The organism is Leisingera sp. (genome assembly GCF_982940295.1).
This window is the reverse complement of sequence record NZ_CEYXRG010000013.1, coordinates 1-13,690: the sequence shown is the minus strand read 5'-3', so window position 1 is coordinate 13,690 and position 13,690 is coordinate 1. Positions and strand designations below refer to the sequence as shown.

Genomic DNA, 13,690 nt, shown 5'->3' with positions numbered 1-13,690 from the left:
GGCTTATTTCTTGGCCAGCGGACCGATCATCATGATCATCTGGCGGCCTTCCATCTTCGGCATGTTCTCGACCTTGCCGATTTCCTTGGTGTCCTCGGCGACCCGCTCCAGCAGTTCGCGGCCAAGGTTCTGGTGCGCCATTTCGCGGCCGCGGAAGCGCAGGGTGACCTTCACCTTGTCGCCGTTCTCCAGGAACTTGACGACGTTGCGCATCTTCACGTCATAGTCATGAGTGTCCGTGTTGGGACGGAACTTGACCTCTTTGACCTCGATGATCTTCTGCTTCTTGCGGGCTTCGCTCTCGCGCTTTTGCTGTTCGTACTTGAACTTGCCAAAGTCCATGATCTTGCACACGGGCGGGTTGGCGTTGGGCGAGATTTCAACCAGATCAAGTCCGGCTTCGGCGGCCATGTCCATGGCCTTGGCCGGATGCACAACACCGACGTTTTCGCCATCGGCGCCGATCAGGCGGATTTCGGGGGCGCGGATTTTTTCGTTGACGCGCGGGCCGGTATCACGTTGAGGCGGCGCGTTATGAGGTCTGCGGGCTATGACTGCGATCCTTCTGTCATTGCAAAAAGTGCGGGAACGCTACTGCCCCCGCGCATGTGATTCAAGGCTTATGCGCGGTATGGCGGCAGGAAAGCCGCTTTTCAAGGCCGCATATTGCAAATGGCCCGTAAAACAGGCGTCTTCACCGGCTGCGGCCGGCCGGAAGCTGCGCCGCGCAACGTCCTGAAAAGGCTCAATTGCGGCGGGGTTCCGCCGGTTGGACCGGCGCAGCGGCGCGCGGCCGCCCGTGCGCGGGCTGCAGGGAACTTTCCCCTTGAGCGGGGCCAGGTGCCGCCCCATTTGGCAGAGCAGATGGCGAGAGACCGGCCAGCGGGGCCGGGTCATGGAAGGAGTCCATTATGAAACAGTTGTTGATCGTGATTGCCCTCGGTGTTGCCGCGGTGGCCGGCTACATGATGCTGACAGGCCCAGAGCCGCAAGAGACAGCGCCGCTGGAGACCGTTCCGCAGGCCGAAGAGGAGCAGAGCAGCACGGTACCGGAAACGGCTGAAGAGAGCGCTGCCCCGGCTGAGCAGGCTGTGCAAGACGCGGCAGAAGCGGTGGAAGGGGCCATCGAATCCGGCGCCGAAGCTGCCGGGTCGGCTGTCGAGGCTGTGCAGGACACGCTGAACGAAGCGGCGGGCGCTGCGGCCGAGGCGGCAGGCGATGCTGTCGACGCGGTACAGGAGTCCGCCGGTGAGACCGCTGGCGGCGTCGCAGACCTGGCGGGTGAAGCCGCGGATGCGGCCGATGAGGCTGCGGATCAAGCGGGTCAGGCCGCGGATGCCGCTGCCGATACAGCCGCAGGCGCGGCAGATGCGGCACAGGACTCGGCGGCCGATGCCGCCACCGAGGAGCTGAACAGCGCGGCCGGAGCGGTTGAAGGCGGCGCGGCCGTGGAAACCGAAGGCACTGCCGGCAGCAACTAAGCGCTGCTGCACCCCCCCCTGCATGACCCCGCGCGGCCGGCTCCTCCCGGCCGCCGGATGCCGGCGGGGATCAGTGGGGCCGGGCCTGCGCCTGCTGCGCGATCCTGGCCATCTGGTCCAGCGGGGTCTGGCCGCCCGCCTGAGCCTGGGCTTGAGGCTGAGCCTGGGTCGGGGCCTGAGGCGCCAGGAAGGCCAGAAACGTCTCCCAGCCGCCGGCGCTGCTGCCTTGTTTGCGGGCCCGCTGGATCTGCAGCTGTGCCACGCCGACCAGGTCCAGCGGTTTGGAGCCGTCGTAGGCGCTGCCGGTGATGCCGGCCAGGCGGCTGCGGAATTTCTCGCCCATCGAGTTCAGCAGCAGCATCTGCGCGGTCACCGGGTGGCCGGCCTGCACCAGCGCGTCGAACATCTGGTCGATGTCCTGCGGGCTGATGGCGCGCGGGTCATAGCGTTCCTTGACGCTGGCGATTCTTTCGGGGATCGAGGGCTGCACCTGGTCCGGACGGGCCTGAAACCCTGCCACCGCGGACTTGACGCGCGCCTTGCCTGCCTCTGTGCGCACGGACGTGAAGACGGGCGCCTGCCCTGAGGCCAGTTCATTCTGCATTTCGAGCTTCTCCATTCTGGATACTTGGCTCAGGAATACAGAATCATCCCCAACAAATGATAAACGGGAGGCGGCGGCCTCCCGTCAAAACAGTGTCAAAAATCGGGCAGCCCGCGGGGGCAGCCCGGCCCGGGATCAGTCCAGGAACGCCTTTTCCACCACGAAGTGCGCGGGCTTGGAGTTGGCGCCCTCCTCAAGACCATAGGTGTTCTCAAACAGGTCCTTGAGCTCCAGGTTGAACGCCAGGTTGCCGCAGATCATCGCGCGGTCGCTTTCCGGGTTCAGCGGCGGCACGCCGAGTTCCGCAAACGCCTCGCCGGAACGCATCAGGTCGGTGATGCGGCCCATCTTGGGGCTCTCCTCGCGGGTGGTGGTCGGGTAGTATTTGATCTTCTTCCAGAAGCCTTCGCCGATCACCTCGTTCAGCAGCTCATCGTCCTTCAGGCTGTCGATCAGGCGCTTGCCGTACTCCAGCTCGCCGACCTCGCGGCAGGTGTGGGTGATGATGACCTCGTCGTAGTCCTCATAGGTCTGCGGCTCGCGCAGCAGCGAGGCAAAGGGCGCAAAGCCGGTGCCGGTGGCAAAGAACCAGATCCGCTTGCCCGGCAGCAGCGCGTCATGCACCAGGGTGCCGACGGGCTTGGGCCGCAGGATGATCTCGTCGCCCGGCTTGATGTGCTGCAGCTTGGAGGTCAGCGGGCCGTCCTGCACCTTGATCGAGTAGAACTCCATTTCCTCGTCCCAGCTGGGGGAGGCGATGGAATAGGCGCGCAAGAGCGGCTTCTGCTTGCCGGTCTTGGGGTCCGGATCATTCATCAGGCCGATCATCACGAACTCGCCGGAGCGGAAGCGCAGCGACGCAGGCCGGGTGCAGCGGAAGGAAAACAGCCGGTCGGTCCAGTGTTTCACCTCGGTGACGGTCTGGGCGTCGGGCAGGGCCGGCACCGCTTTGGCCGGTTTCGGGTCGGTTGCAGTGTCGGTCACGGTTGTCATCTCATTCATCGGTTGCACTGCCGGAGGAATAACCGGCACCTCTGATTAATCTTTGATACAGGTCAGGAAAAGCCCCGGTTTTGGAAAACCGGCCCCGCGCGTGACGCAACGGAACCGGTTTCAGGGGCATTTCCCGGGTTCGCAGAGGGCTGGCTCAGCGGGCAGCGGTGCTGCCGCGCAGGCGGGCCTGGTAGCTATGCGCCTTCCAGTCGGCGCGGGCAAGCCATTGATCCTCGGGCTGGCGGGCGGCCAGCTCATCGCTGATCTCCACCTCGTCAAAGCCGGAGCGGCGGGCCATCGCGTACTGGTCGGCCAGCACATGGCCAAAGGCGCGCAGGCGGCCCTCATAGCCCTTCAGCCGCAGCTGGCGGGCGAGGGTAAAGCCGCGGCCGTCGGCAAAGCTGGGGAATTCAACCCGCACCAGTTCGATGCCGTCCAGCGGCACGTCATTCAGGCTGGCATCAGAGGCCAGTTCCAGCACGTTGGCGCCGTCAAAACCGCCGGTCCAGTCATCCTGGGCAAAGCCCGTGTCCGTCACGATAACAGTCATCGTTCAAGCTCCTGTTCGCACGAATTTGCCATCCACCACATGGATGCCGCATTCTTCTTTGTTTTCGCCGCGCCAGCGCCCGGCACGGGGGTCTTCGCCTTCCTTGACCGGGCTGGTGCAGGGCGCGCAGCCGATCGAGGGATAGCCCTTGGCCACCAGCGGATGGCGGGGCAGGCGGTTTTCGTCCATATAGGCGCGCACGTCCTCGGGCGCCCAATGGGCCAGCGGGTTGATCTTGAGCCGTCCGGTCCCGTCCTCGACCTCAAAGAAGTCCAGGGCAGCGCGGGAGCCCGACTGGAACCGCTTGCGGCCGGTGATCCAGCCTTCGTAGCCGTCCAGCGCCTTTTGCAGCGGGATCGTCTTGCGCAGGGTGCAGCAGGCGTCCTTGTCGCTGAACCGCAAGGCCCCGTAGGGGTCCTTCTCGGCGATGTCGTCGGCGCGGATGATGCGCACATTGCGCAGGCCCAGCCGCTCGCTCACCTCTTGCTGATAGAGCAGGGTTTCGGTGAACAGCAGTTCGGTGTCCACAAACACAACCGGCGTCATCGGGTCGATGATCGCGGCCATGTGCAAAAGCACCACGGATTCCGCGCCGAAAGAGGAGACCAGGGCGATATGCCCTGCATCCCGCAAAGCGCCCTCCATCACCGAGGTGGCCGAGTGGTGGCGGTAGCGCGCATTGAGCGCTTCCGCCTTGGCGGCCAGCTCCCGGTCCCGGGGGCCGATGGGCTCCCCGGCGGGCTTGTTTCCGGCTGAATGGAACATCAGATCAGGCGACCTTTTTCTGAGCCTCGGGATAGAGCGCGGCCTTGAACGGCTCCATACCGATCCGGCGGTAGGTTTCGAGGAAGGTTTCCTCTGCGCTTTCACGCTGCGCCATGTAGACTTCGACGATCCGCTCCACGGCTGGAACAATCTCGTCATAGGCAAAGCCCGGGCCGGTGCGGGTGCCGATGGCAGCCGTCTCGGTGGCGTCGCCGCCCAGGGTGATCTGGTAGTTCTCGACGCCTGCGCGGTCGAGGCCCAGGATGCCGATGTGGCCCACGTGGTGGTGGCCGCAGGCGTTGATGCAGCCCGAGATCTTGATCTGCAGATGGCCGATGTCGTGCTCCATCTTCAGCTCGTCAAAGCGGGTTGCGATCTCCTGCGCGACCGGGATCGAGCGGGCGGTTGCCAGCGCGCAGTAGTCCATGCCCGGGCAGGCGATGATGTCCGAGATCAGGCCGACGTTGGCGGTCGCCAGGCCGTGCTCTTTCAGCTTGGCGTGGATCGCGGGCAGGTCGTTCTTGTGGACATGCGGCAGGATCACGTTCTGCTGGTGGCTGATGCGCAGCTCGTTGTAGCCGTACTGCTCCGCCAGATCGGCCATCACCCGCATCTGTTCGGCGGTCGCGTCGCCCGGGGTTGCCCCGTGCGCCTTGATCGAGATGGTGGCGATGGCGTGGCCCTCGGCGCGGTGCACGTGCAGGTTGGTGTCGGCCCAGGCGCGGAACACCGGGTCGTTGGCATAGGCCGCATCGAACACATCGGCCGGGGCGGAGCGGAACTCCGGCGCCTGGAAATGGGTCTTGATCTCTTCCAGCAGTTCCTGGTCGGTGCCGTCGTACTGGCCGCGGATTGCAAGGAAAGCTTCCTCGGTCATCGCGCGGTAGGTGTCGATGCCGTTCTCGGAAACGGTGATCTTGATGCGCGCCTTGTACTTGTTGTCGCGGCGGCCCAGCACGTTGTAGACGGTCAGAACCGCTTCCAGATAGGGCAGCAGATCCGCCTGCGGCAGGAACTCGCGCAGCACCTGGCCGATCATCGGGGTACGGCCCAGGCCGCCGCCGACGATGACCTTGAAGCCGGTCTTGCCGTCCTGTTCCACCACCTGCAGGCCCACGTCATGCGCCTTGATCACAGCGCGGTCGGCGCTGCTGCCGGTGATGGCGATCTTGAACTTGCGGCCCAGGAACTGGAATTCCGGGTGGTCGGTGGACCACTGGCGGATCAGCTCGGCATAGGGGCGCGGGTCGGTCAGCTCATCCGCAGCGGCACCGGCGAAATGGTCGGCAGTGGTGTTGCGGATGGTGTTGCCCGAGGTCTGGATGGCGTGCAGCCCGACCTCACCCAGCGCATCCAGCATGTCCGGGATGTCGCGCAGCTTGGGCCAGTTGTACTGGATGTTCTGGCGGGTGGTGAAATGGCCGTAACCCTTGTCCCACTTCTCCGCCAGCAGCGCCAAGGCGCGCATCTGGTTGGGGTTCAGGGTGCCATAGGGCACCGCGACCCGCAGCATGTAGGCGTGCAGCTGCAGGTAGACGCCGTTCATCAGGCGCAGCGGCTTGAACTCGTCCTCGGTGAGGGAGCCGTCGATGCGGCGCTCGACCTGGGCGCGGAACTGGGCGTTGCGTTCTGCCAGGAAGGCTTCGTCGAACTCATTGTACTTATACATTGGCGTCAGCCTCCTGCTTGCCATGGAAGTAGTTCGAGGGGCCGGTGCGGCGGAATTCCTCGCGGAAGTGGGTCGGCTCGGGGCCGTTCGGGCCTGCCTTGGCGTCGGCCAGATAGGCGCCGACGATCTTGATGTTCTGCTTCTCCGCCTCGATCAGGCGCAGCTGGGCTTCGGCCTCATCGGTGATCAGCTCGGCCTCCGACAGCTCGCGGGTCCAGGTGTCCTGGGCGGTGAAATAGATCACGTCGCCTTCCAGGAGGTCGTTGGCGGTGATGACTTTGGGTGTAAAGGGGCGAGGCATTATGCAAGCTCCGTCTTGAGGTCGTTCAGGGCGGCCGCCGCTTTGCGCGGCGCAAGTCCCAGGAAGGTGAGGGCGGGGCCGTCGAACCCGGCCGCGTCGAGATCGGCAGGCAGGCGGTCCAGCGTGGTTTCCAGCACCCGCTGTTCGGGGCGGGAGGCGTTTTCGACAATGGTCACCGGCATGGCGCGGTCCGCTCCGTGCATGATCAGGCGGCCCTGCACGAAACGGGCGGATTTCTTGCCCATGTAAACCGCGGCAACCTCGCCCGGGCGTGCCAGCGCGGCCCAGTCGTGATCGGCAAAACCCTTCATGTCGTGCCCGGTCAGGAACCGCACCGAAGAGTTGCGGCCGCGCTGGGTCAGGCTCTGTCCGATGCCCGCCACGGCGGCAGACGCGGCGGTGATGCCGGGGATGATCTGGCTGGCAACGCCGGCGGCTTCCAGCGCGGTCAGCTCTTCATCCAGGCGGGCAAAGACGGTGGGATCGCCGGCCTTCAGCCGCAGCACCTTCTTGCCGGCCTTGGCATGGGCCACCAGCCGCGCGCAGATCTCCTCCTGGCTGACCTGCGGGCCAAAGCCCTCTTTGCCGACGTTTTCCAGAACCGCTTGCGCACCGGCCAGCGCCATGATCTCTGCGCTGACGAGACGGTCATAGAGGATCACGTCGGCTTCTTGCAGCGCGCGCAGGGCTTTCAGGGTCAGCAGGTCCGGGTCGCCGGGGCCGGAGCCTGCAAAGGCAACCTGCCCCGGCACCAGGCAACACATGCCGCCGCGGACGTGAGCGGTGGCATTGGCAGCATGTGTCATGTGTGCGGACATCCCTGTACCCTCTGTGCGGTGTGTTTGACTTGAGGGTAGATATAGGAAATATTCCCGGTATTGCGCCATATGGGCGCTGAAATAAGAACGTTGGTTTTGCTGAGGCGGGATGCCGGGCCGATTGGTCCTCACAATAGGAGAAAACAGGGATGACGGTGCGGATCGACGGCACGGACCGGAAAATTCTGGCTGAACTGCAGCGGGACGCCAGCCAGTCGCTGGACGAAATAGCCCGCCGGGTGGGGTCATCCAAGACCCCGGTTTGGAATCGGATCCGCAAGCTGCGCGAGGCCGGGGTGATCGGCCAGCAGACAGTGCTCCTGGATCCTGAGGCGCTGGGGTTTGAGGCGTGTTTCTTTGTCCTCATCCGCACCTCGGAGCACGAGGCGGAATGGCAGGCCAAGTTCCTGCAGGCCCTGCGCGACCGCCCCGAGGTGCAGGAGGCGCACCGGCTGGCGGGTGACATCGACTATATCCTGAAGGTGCGGGTGCAGAACGCGCGCGCCTATGACGTATTCTATCAGGCGCTGATCTCCGAGGTGAAGGTGCACAACGTGACCGCGCTGCTGTCGATGGAAGAGATCAAATCGACCACCATGCTGCCGCTGGGCGCCTGACCGGCGGCTGCGGTTCTGCAACGGCAGGCAGGACCGATGTCCTGCCGACTGTTCCGGTTGTCACAGGCGAGGGGTTACAGGCGCGGGGGTCACAGGGGCGGGCGCAGCAGCAGATGCCGCCCGTCCTGAAGCCGCCACGGCGATGTCTCACCAGTGGCAGCCTCCGGCATAACGCCGATGTCGGCCAGCAGATGCGGCGATGTCCCGGCCAGCCGCTCAAGTTCGCGGCAAGGCACCCGGACCGCGTCCTGGGACACCGCAGCATGAGGCTCAGCTTTTCTGAGACCCGTCAGACCTGCAATCCAGCCAAGTACGCTGCGGGTAAAAGACCCGTGGGACCGGGCGCCTGCGTTATCGCAACATGCGGTCATAGCTAATCCTCCGTTCTGGCCTTCGAGAGTTAGGGCCGCAGGGGCTTGCGCGCAAACCAGTTAAACTCCACCATGGGTCAGGAAAACTGACCCATGGTGAATGCATGCGCCTGCCGCCCCTCAATGCCCTGCGCGCCTTCGAGGCCGCCGCCCGCCACGAGGGCTTCATCGCTGCCGCAGACGAGCTGTTCGTGACCCGGGGCGCGATCAGCCGCCAGGTGAAGATCCTAGAGGACCACATCGGCGTGCAGCTGTTCCACCGCAATGCCCGCGGGGTGGAGCTGACGGCGGCGGGGCGGCGGCTCTATCCGGTGCTGACAGAGGCCTTTGCGATGATGCAGCGCGAGGTGGAGCAGGTCGCGGCGGATGCGGCGGAGCTGCGGGTGATCTGCCCGCCGACTCTGTCGATCCGCTGGCTGCTGCCGCAGCTGGAGCAGTTCCGCGCCGCGCATCCGGAGATCAAGCTGCAGCTGACCACGGATTTCTACAGCAGCAAGGGGTTCAGGGGGGCGGAATACGATCTTGGCATTTCCGTCGAGAACCGCGTCGGGCGGCCGCCGGACATCGAGGTGCTGCCGCTGTTCGAAATGGTTCTATCACCGGCCTGCGCCCCGTCGCTGCTGCCGGCGCTGGCGGATGGCCCGGCAGCGCTGGCGGGCCAGCGGCTGCTGCACGAAAGCCCGCGCCGCTTTGACTGGGCGACCTGGGTGCAGCATTTCGGGGTGGAGCAGGTGGACCCTGCCAGCGGCGAGGCGTTTCCGAACCTCGACATGGCTACCCGCGCCGCAGTGATAGGGGCCGGCGTGGTGATGGCGGATCTGGTCCTGTGCCATGAGGAACTGGCAAGAGGAGATCTGGTGCTGCCGTTCCCGGAGATGACCTGCGGCACCCCGGACGGTGCCTACGCGCTGATCGGCGAGCGGCACAAATGGAACGACCCCAAGGTCGCCGCCTTCCGGGACTGGCTGCTGAGCGGTCCTTGCATGGCGGCGGTCTCTGCCTCGCCGGAATGATATCCCGGCAAGGTGGGCGGAAAGGGGGCGCTGCCCCCTCGGCGCGGATGCGCCTCACCCCCGGAGTATTTTGCCAAAGGTGAAATGGGGGCGCCGCGCCGCGTCAGCGGCGCTTGGCCCAACCGGGCAAGGGGATCTGTGATCCCTGCAGCGCGGGCGGGAGCGCCCCCGGTCCTCAGCTGCGGGTCACCATCAGCCGGGTCAGGCCGTGGAAGTGGTAGGTGTTTGAATATTCCGGTTCCGCCGCCAACTTCAGGTCCGGGCAGTGCTCGAACAGGATCGGCAGGGCGATCTGCATTTCCAGCCGCGCCAGCGGCGCGCCGACGCAGAAGTGCAGCCCGCCGCCAAAGCTCTTGTTCACCTTCGGCGGGCGGGGTGGGTCAAAACGCTCCGGATCGTCCAGCGCCGCCGGGTCGCGGTTGGCAGCGCCCAAGAGCAGCGCCACCTGGTCGCCGCGCTGGAAGGTGTGGCCGAAAACCTCTGCCTCCTCATAGGCGTATCGGGTGAACATGTGCAGCGGCGGGTCAAAGCGCAGGATTTCCTCCACCAGCCCCTCGATGCCGTCCGGCGCCAGCCACTCCGGCTGCCAGCCCTGCTGCAGCATCGTCTTCACGCCGTTGCCCAGCGAGTGCACGGTGGCCTCGTGCCCCGCGTTCAGAAGCAGGATGCAGGTGCCGATCAGCTCATCGGTGGAGAGCTTGTCGCCTTCCTCCTCCGCCGCGATCAGCCGGGTGATCAGGTCGTCGCGGGGATCGTTGCGGCGCTCATCAATGTAGCCGCGCAGAAACTCCGTGAACTCTTGCGAGGACTGGGCCGCAGCGTGTTCGGTCTCTTCCGTGCGCGCGGCCTGATACATCGCCACCATCTTGTGCGACCAGTCCAGCAGTTGCGGCGCCATTTCCTCGGGCACGCCCAAAAGGCGGCAGATGGTGATCACCGGCACTTGGGTGCAATAGGCGTCCAGCAGGTCGAAGGGCTGGTCCGGGAAGGTATCAATCAGCTGGTGGCACAGGTCCTTGATGCCCGGTTCCAGCGCCGCGATCTCGCGCGAGGTGAAGGCGCGCAGCACCAGCCGGCGCAGGCGGGTGTGGCGGGGCGGCTCGGCGTCCAGCATCGAATGCGCCTCCACCGCCAGGAAGGGGGCCAGATGGGCAGGGCCTTCCTGGCGCAGCTCTTCCGGTACTTCGCGGCCGAAGCGGCGGTCGCGCAGCAGCATGTGCACGGCGGAATGGCCGAAGGCCGCCATCATGCCGTAGTCCTGCCAGAAGTGCAGCTGGCCCTCCGTCCGGGCGGCGGCGTAGAAAGGATAGGGGTCCTGCACAAAGGCGGGGTCGGTCGGGGATTGGAGTAAAGTCTTCATACACCGGTTTTTGCCGCTGCATCTGGTCAATGCAAGGGGCGCGCTGCTAACGTGCCGCTATGAAAACACAGAACTTTCTTCGCTGGAGCCTGCCTGCCGGGTTCCTGTTGGCTGTCGTGGCGCTGGCGCTGGCGGTCTGGTCGTACGGCTACCGGCAGGCGCTGGACAGCCTGGCCGAACGCAGCGCCGCCGACCTGGCCCTGGCCTCTGACCGGGTGAGCACGCAATTGCAGGTTTATCAGGAGCTGGCGGTGCTGACCGCCGGACACCCGGTGCTGGCGGATCTTGCCACCGGGGCCCAGCGGCTGGAGGCCGCGGAACTGCTGCGCTCGGTGGCGGACAAGACCGCGGCGCTGGATGTGTTCTTTGCCGCCCCGGACGGGCAGGTGCTGGCCGCGGCTGAAGGGGTCACGGGGGCCAGCGTGGCGCAGCAGGACTATTTTACCCGCGCCATGCAGGGGGCCCTGGGCACCGGCCACGGGGTTCTGCAGCCGGACGGCCAGCGGGCCTATTTCTATGCCGCTCCTGCCTTTGCCGTTGATGGCGGGGTGCGCGGGGCACTGGTGGTGGTGGCCGATGTGGCGGATGTGGAGCAGACATGGCGCGGCTCGCTGCCGGCGGTGTTCTTTACTGATAAGAGCGGCGAGGTGTTCATTGCAAACCGCTCGGAACTGCTGTTCTGGCGGCGCAGCGCGGACGGGGATACCCCCCGGGTGACGGCCACCGAGTTTCATGCGGGGCACGAGGTCTGGAGCCTGGAGGGCAGCCCGTATCTGCCCGCCCGCGCTCTGCACCTTTCGGTTGCGCTGCCGGTGATCGGCATGACCGGTGAAATTCTGGTGGACGTGGCCCCGGCGCGGCGGATTGCCATGCTGCAGGCGGCGGCGCTGGCGGCGGTTTGCCTGGCCTTTGGTGCCATGCTGTTCATCGTGATGGAACGCCGCCGCACGCTGGCGGAAGCCAACGCGGTGCTGGAAAGCCGGGTGGCAAAGCGGACCAAGGCCTTGTCCCTCGCCAATGACCAGCTGCGCCGCGAGGTGCGCGAGCGCGAGGAGGCCGAGGCGGCCCTGAAACGCGCGCAGGAGGAGCTGGTGCAGGCGGGCAAGCTCACGGCGCTGGGGCAGATGTCGGCGGGGATCAGCCACGAGCTGAACCAGCCCCTGATGGCGATCCAGCAGTATTCAGAGAACGGCGCCGCCTTTCTGGAGCGCGGCAAGGCAGAGCGCACGGCGGAGAATCTGGGGCGGATTTCGGACATGGCGGTGCGGATGGCGCGAATCATCAAGAACCTGCGCGCCTTTGCCCGCAACGAAAGCGAGCCTATGGGGCAGGTCGATCTGGTGCAGGTGATCAGCGCCGCGGCGGAGCTGACGGCGCCGCGGCTGAAGGCGGAGCAGGTGGATCTGCGCTGGCAGCCTGCCGACTACCCCGCGCCGGTCTATGCCTGGGGCGGCGAGGTGCGGCTGACGCAGGTTTTCGTGAACCTGATCAACAACGCGGCGGATGCGATGCAGGGGCAGGTGGAGAAGGTGATCTCGATTTCGGTCGACGACGGCCCGCGGCTGCAGGTGCGGGTGCAGGACAGCGGCCCCGGCATCAAGGAGCCGGAGAAGATGTTCGAACCGTTCTATTCCACCAAGGTGGTTGGCAGCTCCGAAGGGATGGGGCTGGGGCTGTCGATCTCTTATGGTCTGGTGCAAAGCTTTGGCGGCAATATCCGCGGCACCAATACTGGCGGCGGCGCGGTGTTCACCGTCGAGCTGGAGCCGTGGAGCGATGCCGGGCAGCGGGATGATGCCGCATGATCCGCAAGGTGCTCTTGGTGGATGACGATGCCGCGGTGCGGGAGGCGCTGGCGCAGACGCTGGACTTGAACGATCTGGAGGCGGTCACCGCGGGCTCCTTTGTGGCGGCCAAGGACCTTATCACCCGCGAATTCGAGGGGGTTATCGTCTCCGACCTGCGGATGCCGGGGCGGGACGGGTTTCATCTGCTGGACTATGCCCGCAGCATGGATGAGGAGCTGCCGGTGGTGCTGCTGACCGGCGAGGGCGACATTCCGATGGCGGTGAAGGCGATGTCGCAGGGCGCGTTTGATTTCCTGGAGAAGCCCTGTGCCGCGGCGGATTTCCTGCCGGTGCTGGAGCGCGCGCTGAAGACCCGGGCGCTGGTGCTGGAGAACCGGCGGCTGAAGCGGCAGCTGGAGACCGGCGATCCGGCTTCGCGGCTGCTGTTCGGCACGTCGCCACAGGCCGGGGAGATGCGGCAGCGGGTGCGGGCGGTGGCGCCGACCGGGGCAGAGGTGCTGGTCACCGGCGCGCCGGGCAGCGGTATCTCCAAAGTGGCGGAGGTCATTCACCTGATGTCGCCCGCGGGCCAGGGACCGTTTGTGAAGCGCCCCGCCGCCGGGCTGGCGGCAGAGACGGTGGCGGAGCTGTGCCAGGAGGCGGCGGGCGGATCCTTGTTTCTGGACGAGGTGCAGGCGCTGCCGGAGGCGGCGCAATATGCGCTGCTGGCGCAGTTGGAGCAGGGCAGCGGGGTGCGGATCATCGCAGGCTCCAGCGCCGATCTGGCGGGCAAGGTGGCAACGGGCGGTTTCAGCCCGGATCTGTTCTACCGTCTGGATGTGATGCGGGTGCGGATCCCGTCGCTGGCCGAACGCCCCGGCGATATTCCGGTGCTGTTCCGCCATTACGTGGCGCAGGCGGCGGAGCAGGCGGGGATCGAGCCGCCGGAGATCGGCCAGGAGCATCTGGCGGCGCTGATGGCGCAGGACTGGCCGGGCAATGCGCGCTCCCTGATGTCGGCGGCGATGCGGTTTGTGCTGGGGATGCCGGAGGAGGCCGCCGCGGCGGCGGGGCTGGGGCTGGCGGAGCAGATGGCGCAGGTGGAGCGCTCCCTGCTGATCGCGGCGCTGGGGCGGGCCAACGGGCGCGCGGCTGCGGCTGCGGAAGCCCTGAAGCTGCCGCGCAAGACGTTTTATGACAAGCTGGCCCGCTATGGCATCCGGCCCGAGGATTACCGCCGCTGAGGGCGCTGGGGGCCGGGGGGGGGCGGGTCGTCTGTTCCGGCGGTGATGCCGGGGTATTGAAGGAGGCGGCGCCGCCGGAAAACCCCAAGGGGGCCATGGGCGGAGGGAGGACGGGGG

General features: G+C 66.2%; 15 protein-coding genes. 5 read left to right on the top strand and 10 right to left on the bottom strand.

The window, feature by feature from the left end; all coding sequences use genetic code 11:
- Positions 1-3: 3 nt before the first annotated feature.
- Positions 4-465, bottom strand: a complete 462-nt coding sequence (gene infC, locus AC4HIX_RS12905) for a translation initiation factor IF-3 (RefSeq protein ID WP_475053166.1) — start codon at positions 463-465, stop codon at positions 4-6.
- Between the two features lie 446 nt (positions 466-911).
- Here infC and AC4HIX_RS12900 point away from each other — a divergent pair, with 446 nt between their 5' ends.
- Positions 912-1,481 (top strand): hypothetical protein, encoded by a 570-nt coding sequence (locus AC4HIX_RS12900; protein WP_475052823.1) that lies wholly within the window; start codon positions 912-914, stop codon positions 1,479-1,481.
- Between the two features lie 70 nt (positions 1,482-1,551).
- On the opposite strand, the gene AC4HIX_RS12895 is transcribed toward AC4HIX_RS12900, so the two are convergent.
- The 7 genes from AC4HIX_RS12895 to cobA form a co-directional block, all read right to left on the bottom strand.
- Positions 1,552-2,100, bottom strand: coding sequence for a hypothetical protein (locus AC4HIX_RS12895; protein WP_490399216.1), 549 nt, complete (start codon positions 2,098-2,100; stop codon positions 1,552-1,554).
- 120 nt (positions 2,101-2,220) lie between these two features.
- On the bottom strand, positions 2,221-3,087 hold the full coding sequence (locus AC4HIX_RS12890) for a ferredoxin--NADP reductase (RefSeq protein WP_475052818.1): 867 nt from the start codon (positions 3,085-3,087) through the stop codon (positions 2,221-2,223).
- Between the two features lie 145 nt (positions 3,088-3,232).
- On the bottom strand, positions 3,233-3,628 hold the full coding sequence (locus AC4HIX_RS12885) for a DUF934 domain-containing protein (RefSeq protein ID WP_490399215.1): 396 nt from the start codon (positions 3,626-3,628) through the stop codon (positions 3,233-3,235).
- A 3-nt stretch (positions 3,629-3,631) separates the two neighbouring features.
- The gene (locus AC4HIX_RS12880; protein WP_490399214.1) at positions 3,632-4,393 is read right to left on the bottom strand and encodes a phosphoadenylyl-sulfate reductase; all 762 of its coding nucleotides are present in this window, start codon (positions 4,391-4,393) and stop codon (positions 3,632-3,634) included.
- A gap of 4 nt (positions 4,394-4,397) precedes the next feature.
- A complete protein-coding gene (locus AC4HIX_RS12875) occupies positions 4,398-6,062 on the bottom strand; it encodes a nitrite/sulfite reductase (RefSeq protein ID WP_490399213.1) in 1,665 nt (554 codons plus the stop codon).
- On the bottom strand, positions 6,055-6,363 hold the full coding sequence (locus AC4HIX_RS12870; RefSeq protein ID WP_475052812.1) for a DUF2849 domain-containing protein: 309 nt from the start codon (positions 6,361-6,363) through the stop codon (positions 6,055-6,057). The genes AC4HIX_RS12875 and AC4HIX_RS12870 overlap by 8 nt, the downstream gene beginning before the upstream one ends.
- Positions 6,363-7,169: a uroporphyrinogen-III C-methyltransferase gene (gene cobA, locus AC4HIX_RS12865; RefSeq protein WP_490399212.1), complete on the bottom strand. Its 807-nt coding sequence runs from the start codon at positions 7,167-7,169 to the stop codon at positions 6,363-6,365. The genes AC4HIX_RS12870 and cobA overlap by 1 nt, the downstream gene beginning before the upstream one ends.
- A 161-nt stretch (positions 7,170-7,330) precedes the next feature.
- On the opposite strand from cobA, the gene AC4HIX_RS12860 reads away from it, so the two are divergent.
- Entirely contained in the window at positions 7,331-7,798 is a 468-nt protein-coding gene (locus AC4HIX_RS12860) for an Lrp/AsnC family transcriptional regulator (RefSeq protein WP_421053554.1), read from the top strand.
- Between the two features lie 89 nt (positions 7,799-7,887).
- Here the strand turns inward: AC4HIX_RS12860 and AC4HIX_RS12855 are convergent, their stop codons facing one another.
- Entirely contained in the window at positions 7,888-8,169 is a 282-nt protein-coding gene (locus AC4HIX_RS12855) for a hypothetical protein (RefSeq protein WP_490399211.1), read from the bottom strand.
- Positions 8,170-8,273: 104 nt separating this feature from the next.
- On the opposite strand from AC4HIX_RS12855, the gene AC4HIX_RS12850 reads away from it, so the two are divergent.
- The gene (locus AC4HIX_RS12850) at positions 8,274-9,182 is read left to right on the top strand and encodes a LysR substrate-binding domain-containing protein (RefSeq protein WP_490399210.1); all 909 of its coding nucleotides are present in this window, start codon (positions 8,274-8,276) and stop codon (positions 9,180-9,182) included.
- 175 nt (positions 9,183-9,357) lie between these two features.
- On the opposite strand, the gene AC4HIX_RS12845 is transcribed toward AC4HIX_RS12850, so the two are convergent.
- Positions 9,358-10,542 carry a cytochrome P450 gene (locus tag AC4HIX_RS12845; protein ID WP_490399209.1) on the bottom strand — a complete coding sequence of 395 codons (1,185 nt, stop codon included), beginning with the start codon at positions 10,540-10,542 and terminating at the stop codon, positions 9,358-9,360.
- 59 nt (positions 10,543-10,601) lie between these two features.
- Here AC4HIX_RS12845 and AC4HIX_RS12840 point away from each other — a divergent pair, with 59 nt between their 5' ends.
- Both AC4HIX_RS12840 and AC4HIX_RS12835 read left to right on the top strand, forming a co-directional pair.
- Positions 10,602-12,347 (top strand): ATP-binding protein, encoded by a 1,746-nt coding sequence (locus AC4HIX_RS12840; RefSeq protein ID WP_490399208.1) that lies wholly within the window; start codon positions 10,602-10,604, stop codon positions 12,345-12,347.
- Entirely contained in the window at positions 12,344-13,573 is a 1,230-nt protein-coding gene (locus AC4HIX_RS12835) for a sigma-54-dependent transcriptional regulator (RefSeq protein WP_490399207.1), read from the top strand. Before AC4HIX_RS12840 ends, AC4HIX_RS12835 begins: the two co-directional genes overlap by 4 nt.
- Positions 13,574-13,690: the final 117 nt, after the last annotated feature.